At 60.2% G+C, this 18,552-nt stretch carries 17 protein-coding genes; 7 read left to right on the forward strand and 10 right to left on the reverse strand.

The window, feature by feature from the left end; all coding sequences use genetic code 11:
- Together MPJ51_RS02125 and MPJ51_RS02130 are read right to left on the reverse strand one after the other, a co-directional pair.
- Positions 1–323, reverse strand: a 323-nt coding sequence (locus MPJ51_RS02125; RefSeq protein WP_298381335.1) for a hypothetical protein, incomplete at its 3' end; no start/stop codon positions are given.
- A gap of 52 nt (positions 324–375) precedes the next feature.
- Positions 376–888 (reverse strand): VOC family protein, encoded by a 513-nt coding sequence (locus MPJ51_RS02130; protein WP_298381336.1) that lies wholly within the window; start codon positions 886–888, stop codon positions 376–378.
- Between the two features lie 147 nt (positions 889–1,035).
- Between MPJ51_RS02130 and MPJ51_RS02135 the strand changes: the two genes are divergently transcribed.
- Positions 1,036–2,106, forward strand: a complete 1,071-nt coding sequence (locus MPJ51_RS02135) for a C45 family peptidase (protein WP_298381337.1) — start codon at positions 1,036–1,038, stop codon at positions 2,104–2,106.
- 18 nt (positions 2,107–2,124) lie between these two features.
- Positions 2,125–2,976, forward strand: coding sequence for a carbon-nitrogen hydrolase family protein (locus tag MPJ51_RS02140; protein ID WP_298381338.1), 852 nt, complete (start codon positions 2,125–2,127; stop codon positions 2,974–2,976).
- Between the two features lie 21 nt (positions 2,977–2,997).
- On the opposite strand, the gene MPJ51_RS02145 is transcribed toward MPJ51_RS02140, so the two are convergent.
- The gene (locus tag MPJ51_RS02145; protein WP_298381339.1) at positions 2,998–3,564 is read right to left on the reverse strand and encodes a cupin domain-containing protein; all 567 of its coding nucleotides are present in this window, start codon (positions 3,562–3,564) and stop codon (positions 2,998–3,000) included.
- Between the two features lie 151 nt (positions 3,565–3,715).
- On the opposite strand from MPJ51_RS02145, the gene MPJ51_RS02150 reads away from it, so the two are divergent.
- On the forward strand, positions 3,716–4,993 hold the full coding sequence (locus MPJ51_RS02150; RefSeq protein ID WP_298381340.1) for a 4-aminobutyrate--2-oxoglutarate transaminase: 1,278 nt from the start codon (positions 3,716–3,718) through the stop codon (positions 4,991–4,993).
- Between the two features lies 1 nt (position 4,994).
- Complete coding sequence (locus MPJ51_RS02155) at positions 4,995–6,476, forward strand: NAD-dependent succinate-semialdehyde dehydrogenase (protein WP_298381341.1); 1,482 nt, start codon at positions 4,995–4,997, stop codon at positions 6,474–6,476.
- 128 nt (positions 6,477–6,604) lie between these two features.
- Here the strand turns inward: MPJ51_RS02155 and MPJ51_RS02160 are convergent, their stop codons facing one another.
- Together MPJ51_RS02160 and MPJ51_RS02165 are read right to left on the reverse strand one after the other, a co-directional pair.
- Positions 6,605–8,074, reverse strand: a complete 1,470-nt coding sequence (locus tag MPJ51_RS02160) for a biotin carboxylase (protein WP_298381342.1) — start codon at positions 8,072–8,074, stop codon at positions 6,605–6,607.
- Positions 8,075–8,130: 56 nt separating this feature from the next.
- Entirely contained in the window at positions 8,131–9,582 is a 1,452-nt protein-coding gene (locus MPJ51_RS02165) for an aldehyde dehydrogenase family protein (protein ID WP_298381343.1), read from the reverse strand.
- 255 nt (positions 9,583–9,837) lie between these two features.
- On the opposite strand from MPJ51_RS02165, the gene MPJ51_RS02170 reads away from it, so the two are divergent.
- Positions 9,838–11,235: an FAD-dependent oxidoreductase gene (locus MPJ51_RS02170; RefSeq protein ID WP_298381344.1), complete on the forward strand. Its 1,398-nt coding sequence runs from the start codon at positions 9,838–9,840 to the stop codon at positions 11,233–11,235.
- Positions 11,236–11,284: 49 nt separating this feature from the next.
- On the opposite strand, the gene MPJ51_RS02175 is transcribed toward MPJ51_RS02170, so the two are convergent.
- Positions 11,285–12,196: a LysR family transcriptional regulator gene (locus MPJ51_RS02175; RefSeq protein ID WP_298381345.1), complete on the reverse strand. Its 912-nt coding sequence runs from the start codon at positions 12,194–12,196 to the stop codon at positions 11,285–11,287.
- 112 nt (positions 12,197–12,308) lie between these two features.
- Positions 12,309–13,541: an MFS transporter gene (locus MPJ51_RS02180; protein ID WP_298381346.1), complete on the reverse strand. Its 1,233-nt coding sequence runs from the start codon at positions 13,539–13,541 to the stop codon at positions 12,309–12,311.
- A gap of 29 nt (positions 13,542–13,570) precedes the next feature.
- On the opposite strand from MPJ51_RS02180, the gene MPJ51_RS02185 reads away from it, so the two are divergent.
- Positions 13,571–14,422, forward strand: coding sequence for a helix-turn-helix transcriptional regulator (locus MPJ51_RS02185; RefSeq protein WP_298381347.1), 852 nt, complete (start codon positions 13,571–13,573; stop codon positions 14,420–14,422).
- Between the two features lie 7 nt (positions 14,423–14,429).
- Here MPJ51_RS02185 and MPJ51_RS02190 read toward each other — a convergent pair whose 3' ends face one another.
- From MPJ51_RS02190 to MPJ51_RS02200, 3 genes are all read right to left on the reverse strand, one after another.
- Positions 14,430–15,953 (reverse strand): tripartite tricarboxylate transporter permease, encoded by a 1,524-nt coding sequence (locus MPJ51_RS02190; protein WP_298381348.1) that lies wholly within the window; start codon positions 15,951–15,953, stop codon positions 14,430–14,432.
- Positions 15,950–16,441 carry a tripartite tricarboxylate transporter TctB family protein gene (locus MPJ51_RS02195; protein WP_298381349.1) on the reverse strand — a complete coding sequence of 164 codons (492 nt, stop codon included), beginning with the start codon at positions 16,439–16,441 and terminating at the stop codon, positions 15,950–15,952. The genes MPJ51_RS02190 and MPJ51_RS02195 overlap by 4 nt, the downstream gene beginning before the upstream one ends.
- Before the next feature lie 74 nt (positions 16,442–16,515).
- On the reverse strand, positions 16,516–17,493 hold the full coding sequence (locus MPJ51_RS02200; protein WP_298381350.1) for a tripartite tricarboxylate transporter substrate binding protein: 978 nt from the start codon (positions 17,491–17,493) through the stop codon (positions 16,516–16,518).
- 153 nt (positions 17,494–17,646) lie between these two features.
- On the opposite strand from MPJ51_RS02200, the gene MPJ51_RS02205 reads away from it, so the two are divergent.
- Entirely contained in the window at positions 17,647–18,552 is a 906-nt protein-coding gene (locus MPJ51_RS02205; protein ID WP_298381351.1) for a LysR family transcriptional regulator, read from the forward strand.

Genomic DNA, 18,552 nt, shown 5'->3' on the forward strand with positions numbered 1-18,552 from the left:
ATGTCGTTGCGCACCCAGAAAAAGCGAAAGCCCTGGCTGCGCAGCCATTTCTCCAACCGGTCAAGGCTGGACCATTCGCGCCGCAAACCACGGGCGGATTCGACCAGCGCCCATTGACCGTCCACCAGAAAATAGACGGTCCAGGTGTTGGGGTGGGCCGAGTGGTTGGCAAAGCCGCCGCTGACCAGTTGCCGGGGTGTACGAACAGCAACCGGGTAATCCCCCAGCCGCTGTTCCATCAGCAGTCCCGGCAAGTCGTTCTGGCGGATTGTGAAGGTTGGGAAAGGTGTTTCTTCCATGGTTGATACAGTCGTATCCGACACGTGCCCTTTCCGTAATGCAGTGACCGTTTTGCCTGTGCAGCAAGTCCGGAACTTAATCCGCCGCCGCTGCCGCGTCCAGAGCCGCACCGGCAGGATCATCCTGAGACAGGCCCAGCCACGCGTTGCGACGTTCCTCGATCGCCTCAGAGGTCAGATTCTCCAACCGGGTCGCCAGCGTCCACAGATGGCCGAACGGGTCCGCAACCGTGGCACAGCGCTCGCCCCAATAGGTGTCTTCGGCAGCCGAAATGACAGTGGCCCCTGCCGCTGTCGCGGCCTCAAGCACGGCGTCCACATCTTCGACATACATGTGATGGGCAACCGGCGAGGCCGCCCCGAAACCTGCGGGCTGATGCCCGTAAGCGGACCAACCAGCGGTGACAAACAGCATCGAGGTGCCGATCTTGATCGAGGCGAAGCCCGGCTGCTGATCGGAATCGCATGTGCGTATCTCGGCCCCGAAAGCGGTTTGATAAAAGGCCAGCGCCGCCGGTACATCGGCCACGGCCAGCGATGCGGTACAGGTGCGATAACCCCGCGGAAGCGTTGCAGGCTTTTTCTTCATTCTGTCACTCTCCTGATCTGGCGCGGTGATCCCGCGTGGAAATTTGGACATAGGTTCACCACTATGGATCATAATGTAGTGATTTCTGCTTGAATGCACAACACTATGCTTCATAATGTAGAATGCACCCACAAACCGAGCCGTAAAATGCTGTCACCCGAGTCGGAAAATCTGCAAGCAACCCAAGGCGCTTACCGCGTGACCCGGGTGTTTCAGGCTGTCCGCGAAGACCGCCCCGGCGTGCAATGGCAACAGATTCTCGGGCGATCCTGGGGCGAATGGCGGCAATGGTATCTGGCCCGCGGCGCAACAACCGCCCGGTCCGAGGCCGAAGCCATGCGGGCCATACGCCGTCACATGCCCGAGATGGAGCGGCTGATCGACACGCTGGCCGGGTTCTTGCCGGACGACCCGGAACTGCGCGAATTCCTGACCTTCTGGTGCCCGCCGCGCTATCTGGTCAGCTGTACACAGGCGGCTTCGGTCGATCAGGCGGGGCCCTTCCTGATCCGCAACTACGATCTTGATCCGGAACTGAGCGAGGCGACCCTGCTTCTCAGCAACTGGCGCGGCAAGGCGGTGATGGGCATGGTCGAGGGCATGGCGGGCCTGTCAGACGGGATCAACGAAAACGGGCTGGCAATCTCGCTGAGCTTTGGGGGACGGCTGGTGACCGGGCGCGGGTTCGGTATCCCGCTGATCATGCGCTATGTGCTGGAAACCTGTACCGATGTGCAGGACGCCATCGACGCACTGCGGCTGATCCCCTGCCATATGTCCTATAACGTGACGATGACCGACGCCTCGGGCGCGGCGGCAACCGCGTTTCTGGCGCCGGACCGGCGGGCGATGATCAATCGCACCAGTTGGGCCACCAACCATCAGCTGGGCGTGGAATGGCCGCGTCATGGCCGGATTTCCGCAACACTGGAGCGAGCCAGCCACCTGTCCCGCTGCTATCAGGCCGGATTGCCGACCGAGGCATCCTTGCGGCACGCTTTCCTGCACCCGCCCTTTTTCTCGCGGCATTACAGGCTGGGCTATGGCACCGTGTTTTCCACCAGCTATCGCCCGCTGGAACTGTCCATGTCGATGATCTGGGGCGATGGCGACGAGCGGACCTGGCGGATCGGTGGCTTTGAGCCCTCGGCCTCGACGATTGAATACAGCGATGCGGGCAGCCGCCTGCTGGCACACTCACTTCTTAGCGAACAGTAACCCATAGGGAGCCACCGAATGTCCAAGTTTGCCATTGCGGGCATACAGATGCACATCACCACCCACAACAATCTGGCCGAGATGCGCAAGCGTCTGGCCATCCTGATGCATATGTACCCCTGGGTCGAGATGGTTCTGTTCAGCGAACTGGCCGCCCATGGCCCCGTGCTGCATTCGGCCCAGCCAGCCGGTGGCGATATCGAGCAGGAATTCTGCGAGATGGCCAGGCATTACAACATCTGGCTGCAACCGGGGTCCTATTTCGAAAGCCGCGATGGCAAGATCTACAACACCGCCCCCGTCATCAATCCGCAGGGTGAGATTGTCACCCGCTATGCCAAGATGTTCCCCTTCACACCTTACGAAGAAGGCGTGACACCGGGCGAGGAATTCTGTGTCTTCGACGTACCCGACGTGGGCCGTTTCGGTCTGTCGATCTGCTATGATGTCTGGTTCCCCGAAGTGACCCGCACGCTGGCCTCGATGGGGGCCGAGGTGCTGATCAACCCGGTCAACGCCAGCTTTATCGACCGCAGTTCGGATATTGCCTGCGCCCGGGCCTCGGCGGCGATGTTCCAGATGTATGTCTTCCACATCAACGGTCTGCTGGCCGGGGGCAATGGCTATAGCCAGGTGTTCGATCCCGGCGGGTATTGCCTGCATGACGGGTGCGTGCAGGAAGAGATGATCCCGATCGAGGTCGATTTCGACGTGGTGCGCCGCCAGCGTCGGCGCGGCGTTCTGAACATGGGCCAGCCGCTGAAAAGCTTCCGCGATTCCAAGGTCAGATTCCCGATCTACGAAGAAGGGTATCGGTCGGAATATCTTGACAATCTCGGCCCGCTGGAAAAGGCCCGCCGCGAACGTTAGGCGCGTTAAGGGTCCGGGGGATCAGAAGGTCGGCGGCGTGCAGGCGCTGATGACCACGCATTTCTCGGGCCCGACCTGCCGGAACCGGTGCGGCTGGCGGCTGTCAAAGTAATAGGCATCGCCCGGCCCCAGAATTTTGCGCTGAGTACCAACCGTGACCTCGACCCGGCCCGAGATCACGACCCCGCCTTCCTCGGCCTCATGCTCATAGGGTTTGCGCCCGGTATCGGCGCCGATCTCATAGGTTTCCTGCAAGATCATCATGGACCGGCCATACAGGTTGGTTCCGATCTGCTTGAGCGACACACCGCCCTTGCCAATCTCGGTCAGTTCCTCTGCCGCATAGAAGATTTTCTTTTCCGGCTCGGGCTCGAACGCAAAGAAATCGGACATCGCCACCGGAATGCCGTCGAGGATGCGTTTCAGCGCCGCGACCGAAGGATTCACCTTGCCCGCCTCGATCTGCGAAATCGTCGAATTCGTCACCTCGGCCCGCTTGGCCAGCGCCCGCTGCGACAGCCCGGCGGCCTCGCGCACGGCCCTGAGTCGTTGACCTAGCTCGAAATCATTGGATGCTGTGTTGGGCAAGTTCAATATCCTAAACACTGAGTGAGTGTATACAGATAAATCAATGCCTTACAGAAGGCAATAAACAGTCTTTTTTACCAATCATAAACACCTTAAATTTGGTCGATCTCAACCCATGGGCAGAATCCGCCCTGTTTCGAAAGGATATGACATGTTGAATGCCGAGATTGCCGAGCGCCGCACCGCCGCAATTTCCCAAGGCGTGGGCATGCAGACTCAGGTTTATGTCGAGCGCGCGAAAAACGCCGAAGTCTGGGACGTTGAAGGCAAGCGTTACATCGACTTCGCGGCGGGCATCGCCGTGGTCAACACCGGCCATTGCCACCCCAAGGTGATGGAGGCCGTGCAGAAGCAGGCCGCGAATTTCACCCATACCTGCCATCAGGTTCTGCCGTATGAGAACTACATTCGTCTGGCCGAGCGTCTGAACGAAAAGGTGCCGGGTGACTTTGAGAAAAAGACCGTGTTTGTCACAACCGGTGCCGAAGCCGTTGAAAACGCTGTCAAGATCGCGCGCGCGGCGACGAACCGCCCGGCAATAATCGCCTTTGGCGGTAGCTTCCATGGCCGGACCTTCATGGGCATGTCGCTGACCGGCAAGGTCGCGCCCTATAAGAAGGGCTTCGGCGCGATGATGCCCGATACCTATCACGTACCCTTCCCGGTTGAGCTGCACGGCACCAACACGGCGGACGCGCTGGGTGCGCTGACCAAATTGTTCAAGGCCGATCTGGACCCCGAACGGGTTGCGGCCATCATCATCGAGCCGGTTCAGGGCGAAGGTGGCTTCTATCCCGCGCCCGCCGATCTGATGCGCGGATTGCGTGCGCTGTGTGACGAGCACGGCATCCTTCTGATCGCCGATGAGGTTCAGACCGGCTTTGCCCGGACCGGCAACCTGTTTGCGATGGATGGCTATGAAGTATCCGCCGATCTGACCACCATGGCCAAAGGTCTGGCCGGTGGTTTGCCGCTGGCCGCCGTCACCGGCAAGGCCGAGCTGATGGATGCCGCCGCCCCGGGCGGTCTGGGCGGCACCTATGGCGGCAACCCGCTGGGCATTGCTGCGGCCAACGCGGTGCTTGATGTGATCGAGGAAGAGGACCTGTGCGCCCGCGCCAACGAATTGGGCTCGCGCCTGAAACAGCGTCTGGAATCGATCCGCGAACACACGCCTGAAATCGCCGACATTCGCGGCCCGGGCTTGATGGTCGCTGCCGAGCTCAACACCGCTGATGGCAGCGCCCCGAACCCCGAAATGGCCAACGCCATCCGGGCCGAGGCGCTGACGCGTGGTCTGGTTCTGCTGACATGTGGCGTCTACGGCAACGTGATCCGCTTCCTGTCGCCGCTGACCGTTGAAGACGAAATTTTTGCCGAGGCGCTGGATATTCTCGAAGCCTCGATCGATGCAGTAAAGAGGGCCTGAGATGCTGGACAACAAGACTAAGATCACGGCGCTGGATCTGAAAGATCCCGCGCTGCTGGAAATGCGCGCCTATGTGAACGGGCGCTGGGTTGAAACCGGTCGGACATTCCCGGTCTACAACCCGGCAACGGGCGATCTGATCGCCAATGTCGCGGATATTGACGTGAACGACACCAGCCGGGCCATCGATGCGGCCTATGACGCTAAGGCGGGCTGGACGGAACTGACCGGCAAGGAACGCGCAGCGATCCTGCGCAAATGGTTCGATCTGATGGTGGAAAACGCCGACGATCTGGCCACGATCCTGACGGCGGAAATGGGCAAACCCTGGGCCGAGGCCCGTGGCGAGATTCTGTATGGCGCGTCGTTCATCGAATGGTTCGGCGAAGAGGCCAAGCGCATCTACGGCGACATCATCCCCGGCCACCAGCGCGACAAGCGCATTGTGGTGCTCAAACAGCCGGTGGGCGTTGTCGGCTCGATCACGCCGTGGAACTTCCCCAACGCGATGATCGCACGCAAGGTCGCGCCTGCTTTGGCCGTCGGCTGTACCTTTGTGGCGCGCCCGGCGGAACTGACTCCGCTGTCAGCCCTCGCCATGGCGGTTCTGGGCGCGCGCGCGGGTATCCCCGCAGGCGTGTTCAACGTGATCCCGTCCTCGGACAGCTCTGGCGTGGGCAAAGAGCTTTGCGCCAATCCCAAGGTTGCCAAGATCACCTTCACCGGCTCGACCCGGGTGGGCAAGATTCTGATGAGCCAGTGCTCGGACACGATCAAGAAGATGTCGCTGGAACTGGGCGGCAACGCGCCGTTCATCGTGTTCGACGATGCCGATGTGGATGCGGCGGTCGAGGGCGCCATGATCGCCAAGTTCCGCAACAACGGCCAAACCTGTGTCTGCGCCAACCGCATCTACGTTCAGGCCGGTGTCTATGATGCCTTTGCGGCAAAACTGGCCGAGCGGACCCGTGAACTGAAACTCGGCGACGGGTTTGCCGATGGCATTACAACCGGCCCGCTGATCAACGACGCGGCAGTGGCCAAGGTGGAAAGCCACATCGCGGATGCAACGTCCAAAGGCGCGACCATCGCCGAAGGCGGCAAGAGGTCCGAACTGGGCGGCACGTTCTTTGAACCCACTGTCCTGACCGGCGTCACCCGCGATATGGTGGTGGCCAAGGACGAAACCTTCGGCCCCGTCGCGCCGCTGTTCAAATTCGAGGACGAGACGGATGTCATCGCGATGGCCAATGACAGCGAATTTGGTCTGGCCGCGTATTTCTACAGCCGCGATCTGGCCCGCGTCTGGCGCGTGGCCGAGGCACTGGAAAGCGGCATGGTTGGCATCAACACCGGCCTGATCTCGACCGAGGTGGCCCCGTTCGGTGGCATCAAGCAATCCGGTCTGGGCCGCGAGGGGTCGAAATACGGCACCGAGGACTATCTCGAAGTCAAATACCTCTGCATGGGTGAGATCAAATGATCCATGCGCCGGGGCTCTCTGGATCAGAGGGCCCCTTTCGGTTTTACGACCCTGTCATGCGGGGCAAATCAACGAAAAAGGGCTTGCGGTGCGTTCCGCAAGCCCTTTTCCTTTGGCGTGGCAGGTGATCAGAACCACTTGCCGTCAGACACATCTTCCGGAATCGACACCGTTTCTGCGGGTGGGATCGGGATGCTTTTGAAATGCGCCTTGATCCCGGCATTCCACAGCTTGGCCCGCTTGGTCAGGTTGCGCTTGTCCGTCTGCATCCGCCCCCGAGCCAGCAAGCAACCCAGATCGGCCCCGTGATAGCAATAGTCGCCCGCCGAATAGACCCGCAGGTAAAAGGCCTCATTCTCATCCCCCAGCGCGGTGATGTTGAGACCGGGGCGCATGAATTCAGCCTCACCGGCTTCGTTCAGCTTCCAGATGCCGGATTGGGGTGCTTCGGTGATCAGCTCGACCTTGTCTTCGGTCTGTTTCAGAACAAGCTGCGTCCAGTGGTCGTAGTGCTTCCAGCGGGCCTGAACCTCGGCCACGTCGATCTCATAGTCGACATCCAGATATTCCAGCAGATGGAACAGGAACAGCGGGCAGCCGCCATAGGTCGAGGTGATCAGGTTCGTCGGCGGGGTCACGCCCGACAGGCGCGGGTTCAATTCGCCCAGATAGACCTCGTCAGTGTCGGTATCCAGCAGGAAGTCCAGACAGAAGACGCCCTTGTAGCCTTCCTTATACAGACGATCGCCAAACTTCTTCACCATCTCGCGCACCTTCTCCGGCACCCCATCCGGCAGCAGTGTCGGCGAGGCATCGTTGCCGCACCAGCCGCCCTTGTAGGGGGTGATCTCGGTAAAGCCGGTGATGTCGGTCATGACCGGCCCGACCAGAGTGCCATGCCGCGTCGCGCAGCCTTCGACTGCGCCGGGCAAGTGGTTGAGCCGTTTCATCACCTTCAATTGCTGATCGACGATCTTGGCTGAATATCTGTCCCAATCCTTGCGGGACTTGATGAAGAACGTGGTCCGGCCACTGTCGCCATAAGGCGTCTGAACCACCAGGTCCTTGCCCAGATTGGCGCTGTTGGCCAGTTTGGTCAGTTCCTCATAGCTGTCGGCATAACCCATGACATTGGGGGCCGAGGCCACACCGGCCTCATTCCCCAACTGCGTTGTGACGATCTTGCTGTCCAGTCGTTCGCGCAAGACGGCGGGGGCCAGCGCGACCTCAACGCCCGCTTCGCCGCACAGCCGTTCGGTTTCTTCGTCGAACATGACAAAGATGGCCTTGCCGCCCGGCTTAGCGGCCGATTTTTCCAGAAACTGGGGGTGCGAGACCAGATAATTGGCCACGTCTTCCATCGACTGGAATTCGCTGTGATTGATCTTGGTCGGCACAAAAGCACGGGGGTGACGACCGTCAAAGATGTCGAAATAGTTGATGAACTCCAACCCGCCGACCCACTGGTCCAGACCCAGCAGGCTGTAGGGCGTCGGGGTCACCACATAGATCGGTGTCGTGTTTTTGCGCAGAAAGCTGAAAATCTCGCTTAGACCTTTCAGCTTTTTCTTGCGTGCGCGTTTCCTGTTATCGGCCATTGTCAGTCCTCCATCGGTTTAGCCGGGGCTGGTCCGGCCAACCCGATTTCCACTTGTTACGTTTCAGAAAGTATGTGTTTGACGCCCTGATATCCCGACAGGCCCCACGGCCCGAGCTCGCGTCCGATGCCGCTTTGCTTGAAGCCGCCCCAGGCGCTGTCGGGGTAGACGATCTGCGGCGTGTTGATCCAGATCTGGCCCGCCTCGATCTGGTCGGCGATACGCTTGGCCCGATCCCAGTCACCGCTGGTGACCGAACCGACAAGACCGTAATTGGTGTCATTGGCAACCGCGATGGCCTGTTCTTCGGACTCCACCGTCGTGGTGGTCAGAACCGGGCCAAAGATCTCGTCCCGCCACAGCATATGATCATACGGGACATTGCGGAAAATCGTCGGCTGGATAAAGTTGCCGTCCCTGTCGATGGCCTTGCCACCGGTGATCAGGTCCAGCCCGTCGGATTTGCCCTGTCCGATCATCGCCAGCACTTTGCCGTATTGCGCGGCGGTGGTGATCGGACCCATCTCGACATCCGCCTCGAACGGCGCGCCGACCTTCAGCGCGCGGGTCTTCTCCACCAAAGCTTCGATCAGGGCGGGTTCGATTGCCTTTTCCACAATCAGGCGCGACGTGGCCGAACACATCTGACCGGCATTGAAGAATATGCCAGCCATGATGCAGGACACCGCCTGATCGATATCGGCATCCGCCGTGACAACCATCGGGGATTTGCCGCCCAGTTCCAGCGAAACAGGCAGGCAACGGGCGGATACGGCCTCCATCACTTTTGCCCCGATCATGTTCGAGCCGGTGAAGGAAATCTTGCGGAGTTGCGGCGCGGATGTCAGGGCGATGCCGACCTCGGCCGCACCGGTGACGATGTTCAGAACGCCTGCGGGCAGGCCAATCTCGGCGGCGATTTCACCATAGGCCAACTCGTTCAGCGGCGTCATTTCCGAGGTCTTCATCACCGCCGTGCAGCCCGCCGCCAGCGCAGGGGCAATCTTCCACGCGCTGGTGACCAGAGGGAAGTTCCAGGGCACGATCATGCCCACCGGTCCTACCGGCTCGTGCCGGACCAGTCCGAAATGCGTGTTTCCGGCATGGGCGACGCGGGCATCCTGATTGGCGTCCAGATCGTCGGCCAGTGTCGCGTAATACTCGAATGTCGCAATCGCGTCTTCGACATCAATTTCCGCCTCAACCGCAGGTTTGCCGCTGTTGTGCATCTGGACCCGCATCAGATATTCCTTGCGGTCCCGCAACCCGCTGGCAAAACGGCGCAGGTAACCGGCACGGGTGCTGCTGGGCGTTTGTTTCCAGACCGGGAAGGCGCGCGCGGCGGCCTCGGCGGCGAATGCGACGTCCTGCGCCGCGCCGGGCTTCAGCCGCGAAAGAACGCGCCCTGTCGAGGGGTCCTTGACCTCAAGCAGACCTTCCTCCTGACCGTTACGCCATTGGCCGTCCGAAAAAACCGTCTGATCCTGTTCCAACAATGCCTCAGCCATACTGGACCCTTCGCGCCTTACTTTGTATGACGCAGGATCACCGCTATGGGGGTTTGCAAAAATCACCCGTGTGCGATGTTATACTTCGATGTAAATAGGTGCTTTACAGACGGCAGAACGGCCATTGCTCCTTTACTTCTACTTTTGTGGAAGCAACAGAACGTCAGTTCGTAATCCTACCCCCAGTTTTATCGGTCTATCCCGGCCAACAGGCAGTTGATGCCCGTCGGCATTCGCAAACAAGGGAGCGATACAATGGGTTTTTCCACAGAAGCATTGAAAGATGTCACATTTTTCCCGCTGTGGCTGGACAATCCGAACGCCCCCGAGGTTGCGCCGCAGTTGATTGGACATACTTCGGCGGACCTGCTGATCATCGGCGGCGGTTTTACCGGCCTTTGGGCCGCCATTCTGGCGAAAGAGGCGAACCCCGATCGGGACGTGATGCTGATCGAGGCGGGCAAGGTGGCCTATGGCGCATCAGGCCGTCCGGGCGGTGTCGTGTCGACCTCGGTAATGCACGGATTGCACAATGCCGAGCGTCTGTTTCCCGACGATCTGGCCCAGCTTGAAGATCTGGGCCGGGACAACCTGCATGGCATGCTGGACACGCTGGAACGTCACAAGATCGACGCCCATTTCGAACGCACCGGCGAGTTGACGGTTGCAGTCGGTGACGAAAATGTCGCCGATGTCAAAACAGAATACGAGTTGCATAAGAAATACGGACATACCGCTGAATTCTTCGACAAGGAACAGCTTCGGACACAGATCAAGTCGCCGATCTATTCTGCCGGGCTGTGGAACAAGGAACTGTCGGGCACAGTGCATCCGGCGCTGCTGGCATGGGGTTTGAAACGCGCAGCCCAGAGCCTGGGTGTTCGCCTGCATGAATTCACCCCGATGGAAAATATCGAACGCGAAAACGGTGTCCTCAAAGTCACCACTCACGACGGGTCTGTGAAAGCCAGAAAGATCCTGTTGGGCACCAACGCGTTTGCTGCCGGCGACACGCGCATCAAGCGCCGTGTCGTCGGCATCCGGGACCGCATCATCGCGACGGAACCGCTGACGGATGAGCAATGGGACCGCGTCGGCTGGGCCAACCGGCAGGGTATCTATGACACGCGCACGCAAATGAACTATCTGCGCCGGACCAAGGACAACCGGATGACCTTTGGCGGTCGCCTGACCTATTACTATGATGGCACCAACAATACCGATCCGGCAGGCGAGCGCGTCGTGGACCCCTATATCCGTCTTGCAGGCGCTTTCCACCGGGCCTTCCCGCAGCTGGACGATGTGAAGTTCACCCATGCATGGTCGGGTCCGATTGCGCTGACCACGCGGATGGCGGTGCATTTTCAGGAATACATGCAAGGCGACATGGTCTGGGCCGGTGGCTATTCGGGCTTTGGCGTATCCACCAGCCGTTTTGGCGCGCGTGTGGGTCTGGCCAAGCTGGATGGCGAGGATCTGCCCGAACTCAAGCTGGACTTTGCCCGCACCATGCCAAACACCATCCCGCCAGAGCCGTTTCGGTGGATCGGCTCAAAGATCACGCTTTATGCACTGGACACGGCGGATGAAAAAGGTGGCTGGCGCAAAGCCTGGCTAAAGCTGGTCGACGCCATGGGCTTCCCGCTGATGTAAACCACAGACCAGCAAACGCAGGTTGGTCACAATGCCTGTTCCGGCCTGCCTAGCTGTTGTCGATTGAATGCGCCGCCAAAAACGCGTTGCGCACGGTTTTGATCCGCGGATCATGTTTCATGTCGTCCCGGACAACCAGACGCATCGGTGTGGTATAGTGATACTCTTCCGGCAACACCGCATGGATGGAGCCCTTGACCACCCACCGCTCTGCCAGATGGGTTGGCAGATATCCAAGATGGCTCCCTGCCAGAATGAAATGCAGGACGCCCTCCATATAGTGCGATACGGCGGTCGACACCGGCGGATTGGCAAAATGGATCGTGCGGGGGATTTCATAGGCCCGCCGAACCCAATCGGCCTGTTCAAGCTCATGCGGTTTCACCCGATCCGGCAGCTTGCTGGCCAGCGGATGCGTGGCGCCGCAATAGATCTGGTGCCGTTCAATGAACAACTCGTCATATCGCAGGCTGGGAGTGGTTGAGTTGAACCAGCCGATGGCGATCTCTGCCTCGCGTTTCAACAGCGCGTTTTCGATGCGAACCGGCGCCATCTGCCGAACCTCGAATTGCAGATGAGGGTTTTCCCGGCGCAGTTTAGAAAGGGCGGCGTAAACCCGGCAATCGGGATGGGTCAGGATATTGTCCAGCATCAGAATGCGTACTGACCCGACCAGATCATCCTGTGTCGCCTCAATCGTGCTGACGAATTCCCCTAAATTCTGCAATAGCTTATAGGTCGAGGTCAGCACGATCTCGCCCTGATTGGTCAGGGAAAACCCCGAACGGCCACGCTCGCACAGCCGGAAACCCAGCCGCGTTTCAAGGTTTGAGATTTGCGTGCTGATGGTAGAGGCCGCGACATTCAACCGGTTCTGCGCCGCCGCAAACCCCCCGCTTTCCGCAACCGCGACAAAGACTCTCAGCAGATGGATATCTGCGTCTCTTACTTGTTTGAGCATTCCGGTCCCATCGTTCCCTGTCTGCCCATTCTTTCGAAATCAGGCCGCATGGCAACTCAATTATCCGTCGCCTGCGCCTTGTTTGGTCTTGCGCGGAGGGTGTCAACGGCGGTTAACGGACTTCCCCGGCCATCCGGGTGCGCGTTTTGGGCAGCAGGATCAACCCGCCCAGGAAAATGGCAAAGGCAAAGACGGCAAGAACCCGGAACAACCCGTCAAAGCCCCAGGCCACATGCACCCATGCGATCATCGGCAAAACACCGGACATGGTGAGGAAAATCACCAGATACCGCAGACCCATGGCTTTTGCGCGGTTTTCACGGCTGGTCGTGGTGCCAATCAGAAAGTCGTTGATCGGGATCAGCCCGAACACGCCCAGCATGAAACACAGCGCCACGCCGTAAGCCGCCCAGCCGCTCAGGCCCGGCATCAGCAGGAAGAACACGACCTGTGAAAAGCTGACCAGAACCAGCGTCGGGCGCGCGCCAATCCGGTCAAGCATCTGGCCGGTCACCAGTTGCGCCAGCGACGCGGCAGCAAAGACCGAAAACGCCAGCGCGCCAAGGACCGAGGCTGAGCGTGTGCCTGTGTCGCCCAACTGCCCGGCGATGTGGGTGGCCAGATCCGAAACCCGCTCTTCAAAGATTTCCGGCAGGGCGACGGTGGTGGATTGGAACACGGCGCTGCCGAGGGCTGCGGTCAGGAAGACACAGAACATCACTCGCCAAAACCCGGTGCCCGGTTGGGATTGCGCTTGCTGTGTGCCGCCTTTGGGCGCGATGCCTTGCACACGGATATCGCTGGTGACCCGATAATACGGCCAAGCCAGCGCCATCGACAGGACCCCCGGCAGGACAAAGGCCGCGCGCCAGTTGCCAAGATCGATCAGCAAGCCCGTGACAAGCGCTGCCAGACCAACGCCCAGATTGCCCCAGACGCCATTCACCGCCAGACGCATGCCGGTCTTGTTCCAGCGCGTGGTCACGATGGCCAGCCCAACGGGGTGGTAGATCGAGGCGAACACGCCGATCAGAAACAGCCCCGCCCCCAATTGCCATGGCGTCCGCGCCAGACCGGTCAGGACCGATGCCGCTCCGATACCCGCAAAGAACACGACCATCATCCGGTCCCGCCCCCAACGATCCGCCATCCAACCGGCAGGCAGGGCGCAGATCGCAAAGGCTGCAAACCCGGCGGTGCCCAGGGGCAGCAACTCGGCATAGCTCATCTGCCATCCGCCGCTCAGCGCCAGGGCCGCGACGGTGGCAAAGATCAGCATGATGTAGTGATCCAGAAAGTGACCTGCGTTAAGCAGCAGGTAATATTGCGTGTCGCGATTGGTCATCATGCTCTCGGGGTTTCTATGGCGACATCATGGACTTGACCGAAAATCCATGTCTGGACAATATTTGTCGAGAAATGGACAACGACCGCACAGATACCCCCACACGCAGCACGCAGGCAGAGGATTATCAGGACCTGCCACAGGCGGTGGCGGTGATGTCGAAACGCTTTGCCGACGGGCACCGGATCGCGCCGCATGCCCATAAGCGCGATCAATTGCTGTATGCGGTGTCGGGCGTCATGCGGGTCAGCACATCGGACAACAGCTGGGTGGTGCCGCCGGACCGGGCGCTGCTGTTGCCTGCGGGCACACAACACAGTGTCGAGATGCGCGGGCAGGTGCAAATGCGCACGCTTTATATCTCGGCCACCGGGGCGGCGTCAGCCAAGGTCTTGCTGGTCACGCCCCTGCTGCGAGAACTGATCGCCGAACTTGCCCGGGCCCCGATGGACTTTTCCGATGACCCGCGCGCCGAACGCATCGCCGAGTTGATCTGCATTGAAATGGAGGCGGCGACGGCCCTGCCGCTGAACATCCCCCTGCCCAGCGACCCGCGCCTGCAACGCCTGTGCATGACGCTGATGGAGGACCCCTCACAACGCGCCTCGCTTGAGGTTCTGGCGCATGACATCGGGGCGTCAGCCAAGACATTGACGCGGCTCTGCAACCGGGAACTGGGCATGCGCTTTGGCGACTGGCGTCAGCGTGTCCGCTTTACCGTCGCGCTGGAAATGCTGGAGCGCGGCGAGACGATAAAATCTGCCGCCTCACATTGTGGCTATTCCAGCCCCAGCGCCTTTTCCTATGCGTTCCGCCGGGTTTTCGGGCAGACGCCCACCGGCTTTCAGACCCGCAAACAGGGTCGGACCGCCGATACTTGACGCCCGGTCACTCGCTGGACAGATCAACCTCATGCGTCGATGATTTCAGCCCCTTGGTCGCCCTGATCCCTGCCCGGATGATGGCAAAGACGGTCAGCGCAGTGGCGCCCCAGAAGAACCAGGTGATCGGGCCACGGATCAGCACCGCCGGATCACTGCCCGACATCAGCATGGACTGGCGGAAATTGTCTTCCAGAAGCGGGCCCAGGATGAAGGCGATCAGGAACGGGGCCGCCGGGATGTGGCAGCGCATCATCAGATAGCCGACCCAGCCCATGGCGAACATCACACCGATATCAAAGATGTTGTTGTTGACCGCAAAGACACCATAGACGCACAGGATCAGCACCGCCGGGACCAGAATGCGCTTGGGCACGTCCGCCACGTATTTGAACCCACGGATCGCCAGCGAGCCGAAGATGAACAGAAAGACCGAGCTGACGATCAGGCCGATGAACAGCCCGTAGATGATGCTGGTGTTCATCACGAACATCATCGGGCCCGGTTGCAGCCCGTGGATCATGAACGCACCGATGATGATGGCGGTGATCACGTCACCCGGCACACCCAGCGCCAGCAGCGGGATCAGAGTCGCGCCTGCCACGCCGTTATTGCCCGCCTCGGAGGCAGCGACGCCTTCGACTTCACCCTTGCCGAAATTCTCTTTGTCGGGGGATTTGCGGCGGGCCTCGGAATAGCTGAGGAACGCAGCGGGGGCCGCGCCGATACCGGGGATCGAGCCCAAAAAGACGCCGATGAAACTGCCCCGCACGATGGATTTGAAGCTTTTCTTATAGTCGGCAAAGCTGACCCAACTGCTGCCCAATTGCCGGGTCTTGCCCAGATGCGCGGTCGGGTGCCAGACCATCGCGATCACCTCGGGGATGGCGAAGAGGCCGATCAGAACAGCGATGAAGTTCAAACCGCCCATCATGTTCGGATCGCCAAAGGTGAACCGGTTGGTCCCATAAACCAGATCCAGCCCGATCGTCGCCAGCAACAGCCCAAGCAGCGCCGACAGCGCCCCGCGCAGCAGGCTGTCACCGGATACACCGGCGATGATGGTCAGCGAGAACAGGATCAGCGTGAAAAACTCGGGCGGACCAAAGGACAGCGCGAACGACGCCAGCCAGCCCGCAAACAGGATCAGCGACAGGTTCGAGATCAGGTCCGCCGTACACGACGCCCAAAGCGCCATGCCCAATGCGCGCCCGGCCTCGCCCTTTTCGGCCATCGGAAACCCGTCAAGGATCGTGGCCGAGGATGCGGGTGTGCCCGGCGTCTTGATGAGGATCGCGGGGATTGAGCCGCCAAAGATGCCGCCCTTGTAGACACCCAGCAACAGCAGAATGCCGGTGATGGGCTGCATGGCAAAGGTAAAGGGCAGCGTCAGGGCCACGGCCATCGTGGCCGACATGCCCGGTATGGCGCCACCGATCACGCCGATGATGACCCCCAATGCCAGCGCCAGAAAGGATTCGATGTTGCCGACCAGCGTCAGGCCTGCGGCAATGCTGTCGATAAAACTCATGGCAGCCTCACGAAATTACCCTGCGGGACGGCCACACCGGCCACATGTGCGAAAAAGGCGTAAAGGATCAGCGGGATGAGAATGGCGCAGATCACCGCCGTCACGGGATGACGTGTCTTGACCAGAAAGGCAGTGGCCAGAAAGGCCAGCATGCAGGTCCAGACCATTCCCAGCCGTGGGAACAGGAACATCGACACCAGCATGATCACGGCGATCCCGATCATCCGCATCCGTGCGGGGCCCAGATCGTCGATGGGGTCGTTCAATGTCTCATCCGTGACCGGCAGGCGCATGGAGGTTGCGATCAGACCCAAACCAACAAGCCCCGTGAAGGCCGACAAGGTATAGGGCCAAAACAGCGGCGACAGAATGATGTTGGGAACATTGCTGGGCGCGGCCACCCAATTCGGGATCGCGACGAAAACCAGGAACAGCGCCATAAGACACGCCCCCAACCCCAGTCGCATTTGCAGGGTTTTCTCATTCATCGCAGAATCCTTCCTTGGCCAGAGCGCCCGGCATCACGCCGGGCACCCAGAGCTTGCAGGATGCGCAGAAGGGCTTAGCCTTCGATCCGCATTCCCAGTTCATCCACCAGCTTACGGAAGGTGTTGTACTGAGTCTCGATGAACTCGTTGGCCTGGGCCGGGTCCATCAACTCGATGACCGAACCACGGGTGGTCATCTTTTCCAGAAAGCCCTGATCCTGGGTCGCGGTGGCCATCCATGCGCCCCATTTTTCGGCCACGTCATCCGGAATGTCATCCGGCCCGGCGATGCCGGTCCAGCCCACCAGTTGATGCAAGGCGGGTTTGCCCTCATCCGCGGCGGTCGGGGCGTCAAAGCCCGGAACCGGATCGGGCGTGGTCACAAGGATCGGGACCAACTGATTGTTGGCCACGAAATTGGCCAAAGCCGAGGAATTGGTGCACAGGAAGGTTGCGGTGCCGTTCAGCACAGCAGTCGCAGCCGCGCCGCCACCCTTCTGCGGAATATGGGTGGCCTGATTGAGCGGATCTTCGACACCGTATTCCTTAAGCACCATGACCGCCGCCAGATGCAGCAGCGAGCCAACACCGGACGAGGAATAGGTCACGCCACCCTCATTCACCTTGGCGATCAGGTCCTCCATCGACTCGATGCCCGAGGATGGGCTGACGGCGCAGGCCACCGGGTTGATCTCATAGACGGTGACAAAGCGGAAATCGTCCAGCGTGTAAGGCAGGGTTGCCTTCATCGCGGGGTTTACCGAATGCGAGCCGACGCGCGCGAACAGCATGGTATACCCGTCGGGCGTGGCGTTCTGCACGTTGACCGACCCGGTTGCCCCACCTGCCCCGGTCACATTGACCATGACCAGCGGCTTGCCCACGGCCTCGCCCAGCGGCTCGGCAATGGTGCGGGCCGAAATATCGGTGGCACCACCGGCACCGTAAGGAATGACCATGTTGATGGGACGTTCCGGATATTCAGCTGCCGCCGCTGTCGCAAGCGCGCCAAATGCGGTTGCGGCCAATAGGCGCTTTACATTCAGTTTCATTGTTTCCTCCCTGGCATCTGCCCGGAGCAACCAGGCAAGAATAGCTTGTAGTCTTATGCGATCCTTCATACAGTTAAGATGAACTTAACATAAGCAAAATTGCATTACAGGTACTGTAAGTTTTGCTTATGAAGAAGGGTCAAGTAAAGACTTATGTCCATTCGCATGCTCAGAACGCTGATCGCGGTCGAGAAAAATCACACTTTCAGCGCCGCTGCGGATGAGGTCTTTGTCACCCACGCCGCCGTCAGCCAGCAAATGCGCGCGCTGGAGGACGAGTTCGGCGTGACCCTGTTTGACCGGACGAAACGCACCCCGGAATTAACCCCGATCGGGCGCGCTATCGTGGCCAAGGCCAAGGAAGTGGTCAGCGCCTACGACGACATCGTGCCCTCGGTTCTGGGGGACGAAGGGCTCAGCGGAGAGATCTCACTGGGCGCCCTGCCCACCAGCCTGACGGGGCTGGCGCCGCTGACCGTCAACCTGCTGAAGAAAAAGTTCAATCACCTGCATGTGCGCGTCAATCCCGGCCTCACCCTGCCGTTGCTGGCCGAGATCGAACGGGGGCGTCTGGATGCAGCAGTCATCTCGAAACCCCCGTCCCTGCCCGCGCAGATCACCGCCAAATATCTGACCGAGGAACGCATGCAATTGCTGGCCGCACCCAATGCCCCCAGCGACGATCCCCTGACGCTGATCGCAGAGAACCCCTTCATCCGGTTCAACCGCAACGCGGTGGTGGGGCAGTTGATCGAAAACTGGCTGCAAGAGATGAACCTGCGGGTCGAGGAGACCATGGAGCTGGAAAGTCTTGAGGCAATCTCAAGCATGGTGGCCGCCAATCTGGGTGTGTCCATCGTGCCCGAGACCTGTGTTAAAAGCCCCAACCCCATGCCGGTCAAGCGCATCTCGCTGGGGGAAAACGCCCCCAGCAGGCAGTTGGTCCTGATCTACCGGTCGGACAATCCACGCACCCGTATCCTTGAGATATTGCACACCACGATCCTTGAGGCGATTTCAATCGGCCGCCTCGAAATCGACGCACCGACCGGAGCATGA

Origin of the sequence: Ruegeria sp., from assembly GCF_028066395.1 — a bacterium.
Classification (GTDB): Bacteria; Pseudomonadota; Alphaproteobacteria; order Rhodobacterales; family Rhodobacteraceae; genus Ruegeria.

What these genes read in the sequence shown, in the direction of transcription:
- MPJ51_RS02130 (WP_298381336.1), bottom strand. Translation starts at nt 888, where the DNA reads ATGAAGAAAAAGCCTGCAACGCTTCCGCGGGGTTATCGCACCTGTACC.
- MPJ51_RS02135 (WP_298381337.1), top strand. Translation starts at nt 1,036, where the DNA reads ATGCTGTCACCCGAGTCGGAAAATCTGCAAGCAACCCAAGGCGCTTAC.
- MPJ51_RS02140 (WP_298381338.1), top strand. Translation starts at nt 2,125, where the DNA reads ATGTCCAAGTTTGCCATTGCGGGCATACAGATGCACATCACCACCCAC.
- MPJ51_RS02150 (WP_298381340.1), top strand. Translation starts at nt 3,716, where the DNA reads ATGTTGAATGCCGAGATTGCCGAGCGCCGCACCGCCGCAATTTCCCAA.
- MPJ51_RS02155 (WP_298381341.1), top strand. Translation starts at nt 4,995, where the DNA reads ATGCTGGACAACAAGACTAAGATCACGGCGCTGGATCTGAAAGATCCC.
- MPJ51_RS02160 (WP_298381342.1), bottom strand. Translation starts at nt 8,074, where the DNA reads ATGGCCGATAACAGGAAACGCGCACGCAAGAAAAAGCTGAAAGGTCTA.
- MPJ51_RS02165 (WP_298381343.1), bottom strand. Translation starts at nt 9,582, where the DNA reads ATGGCTGAGGCATTGTTGGAACAGGATCAGACGGTTTTTTCGGACGGC.
- MPJ51_RS02170 (WP_298381344.1), top strand. Translation starts at nt 9,838, where the DNA reads ATGGGTTTTTCCACAGAAGCATTGAAAGATGTCACATTTTTCCCGCTG.
- MPJ51_RS02175 (WP_298381345.1), bottom strand. Translation starts at nt 12,196, where the DNA reads ATGCTCAAACAAGTAAGAGACGCAGATATCCATCTGCTGAGAGTCTTT.
- MPJ51_RS02180 (WP_298381346.1), bottom strand. Translation starts at nt 13,541, where the DNA reads ATGACCAATCGCGACACGCAATATTACCTGCTGCTTAACGCAGGTCAC.
- MPJ51_RS02185 (WP_298381347.1), top strand. Translation starts at nt 13,571, where the DNA reads ATGGACTTGACCGAAAATCCATGTCTGGACAATATTTGTCGAGAAATG.
- MPJ51_RS02190 (WP_298381348.1), bottom strand. Translation starts at nt 15,953, where the DNA reads ATGAGTTTTATCGACAGCATTGCCGCAGGCCTGACGCTGGTCGGCAAC.
- MPJ51_RS02195 (WP_298381349.1), bottom strand. Translation starts at nt 16,441, where the DNA reads ATGAATGAGAAAACCCTGCAAATGCGACTGGGGTTGGGGGCGTGTCTT.
- MPJ51_RS02200 (WP_298381350.1), bottom strand. Translation starts at nt 17,493, where the DNA reads ATGAAACTGAATGTAAAGCGCCTATTGGCCGCAACCGCATTTGGCGCG.
- MPJ51_RS02205 (WP_298381351.1), top strand. Translation starts at nt 17,647, where the DNA reads ATGTCCATTCGCATGCTCAGAACGCTGATCGCGGTCGAGAAAAATCAC.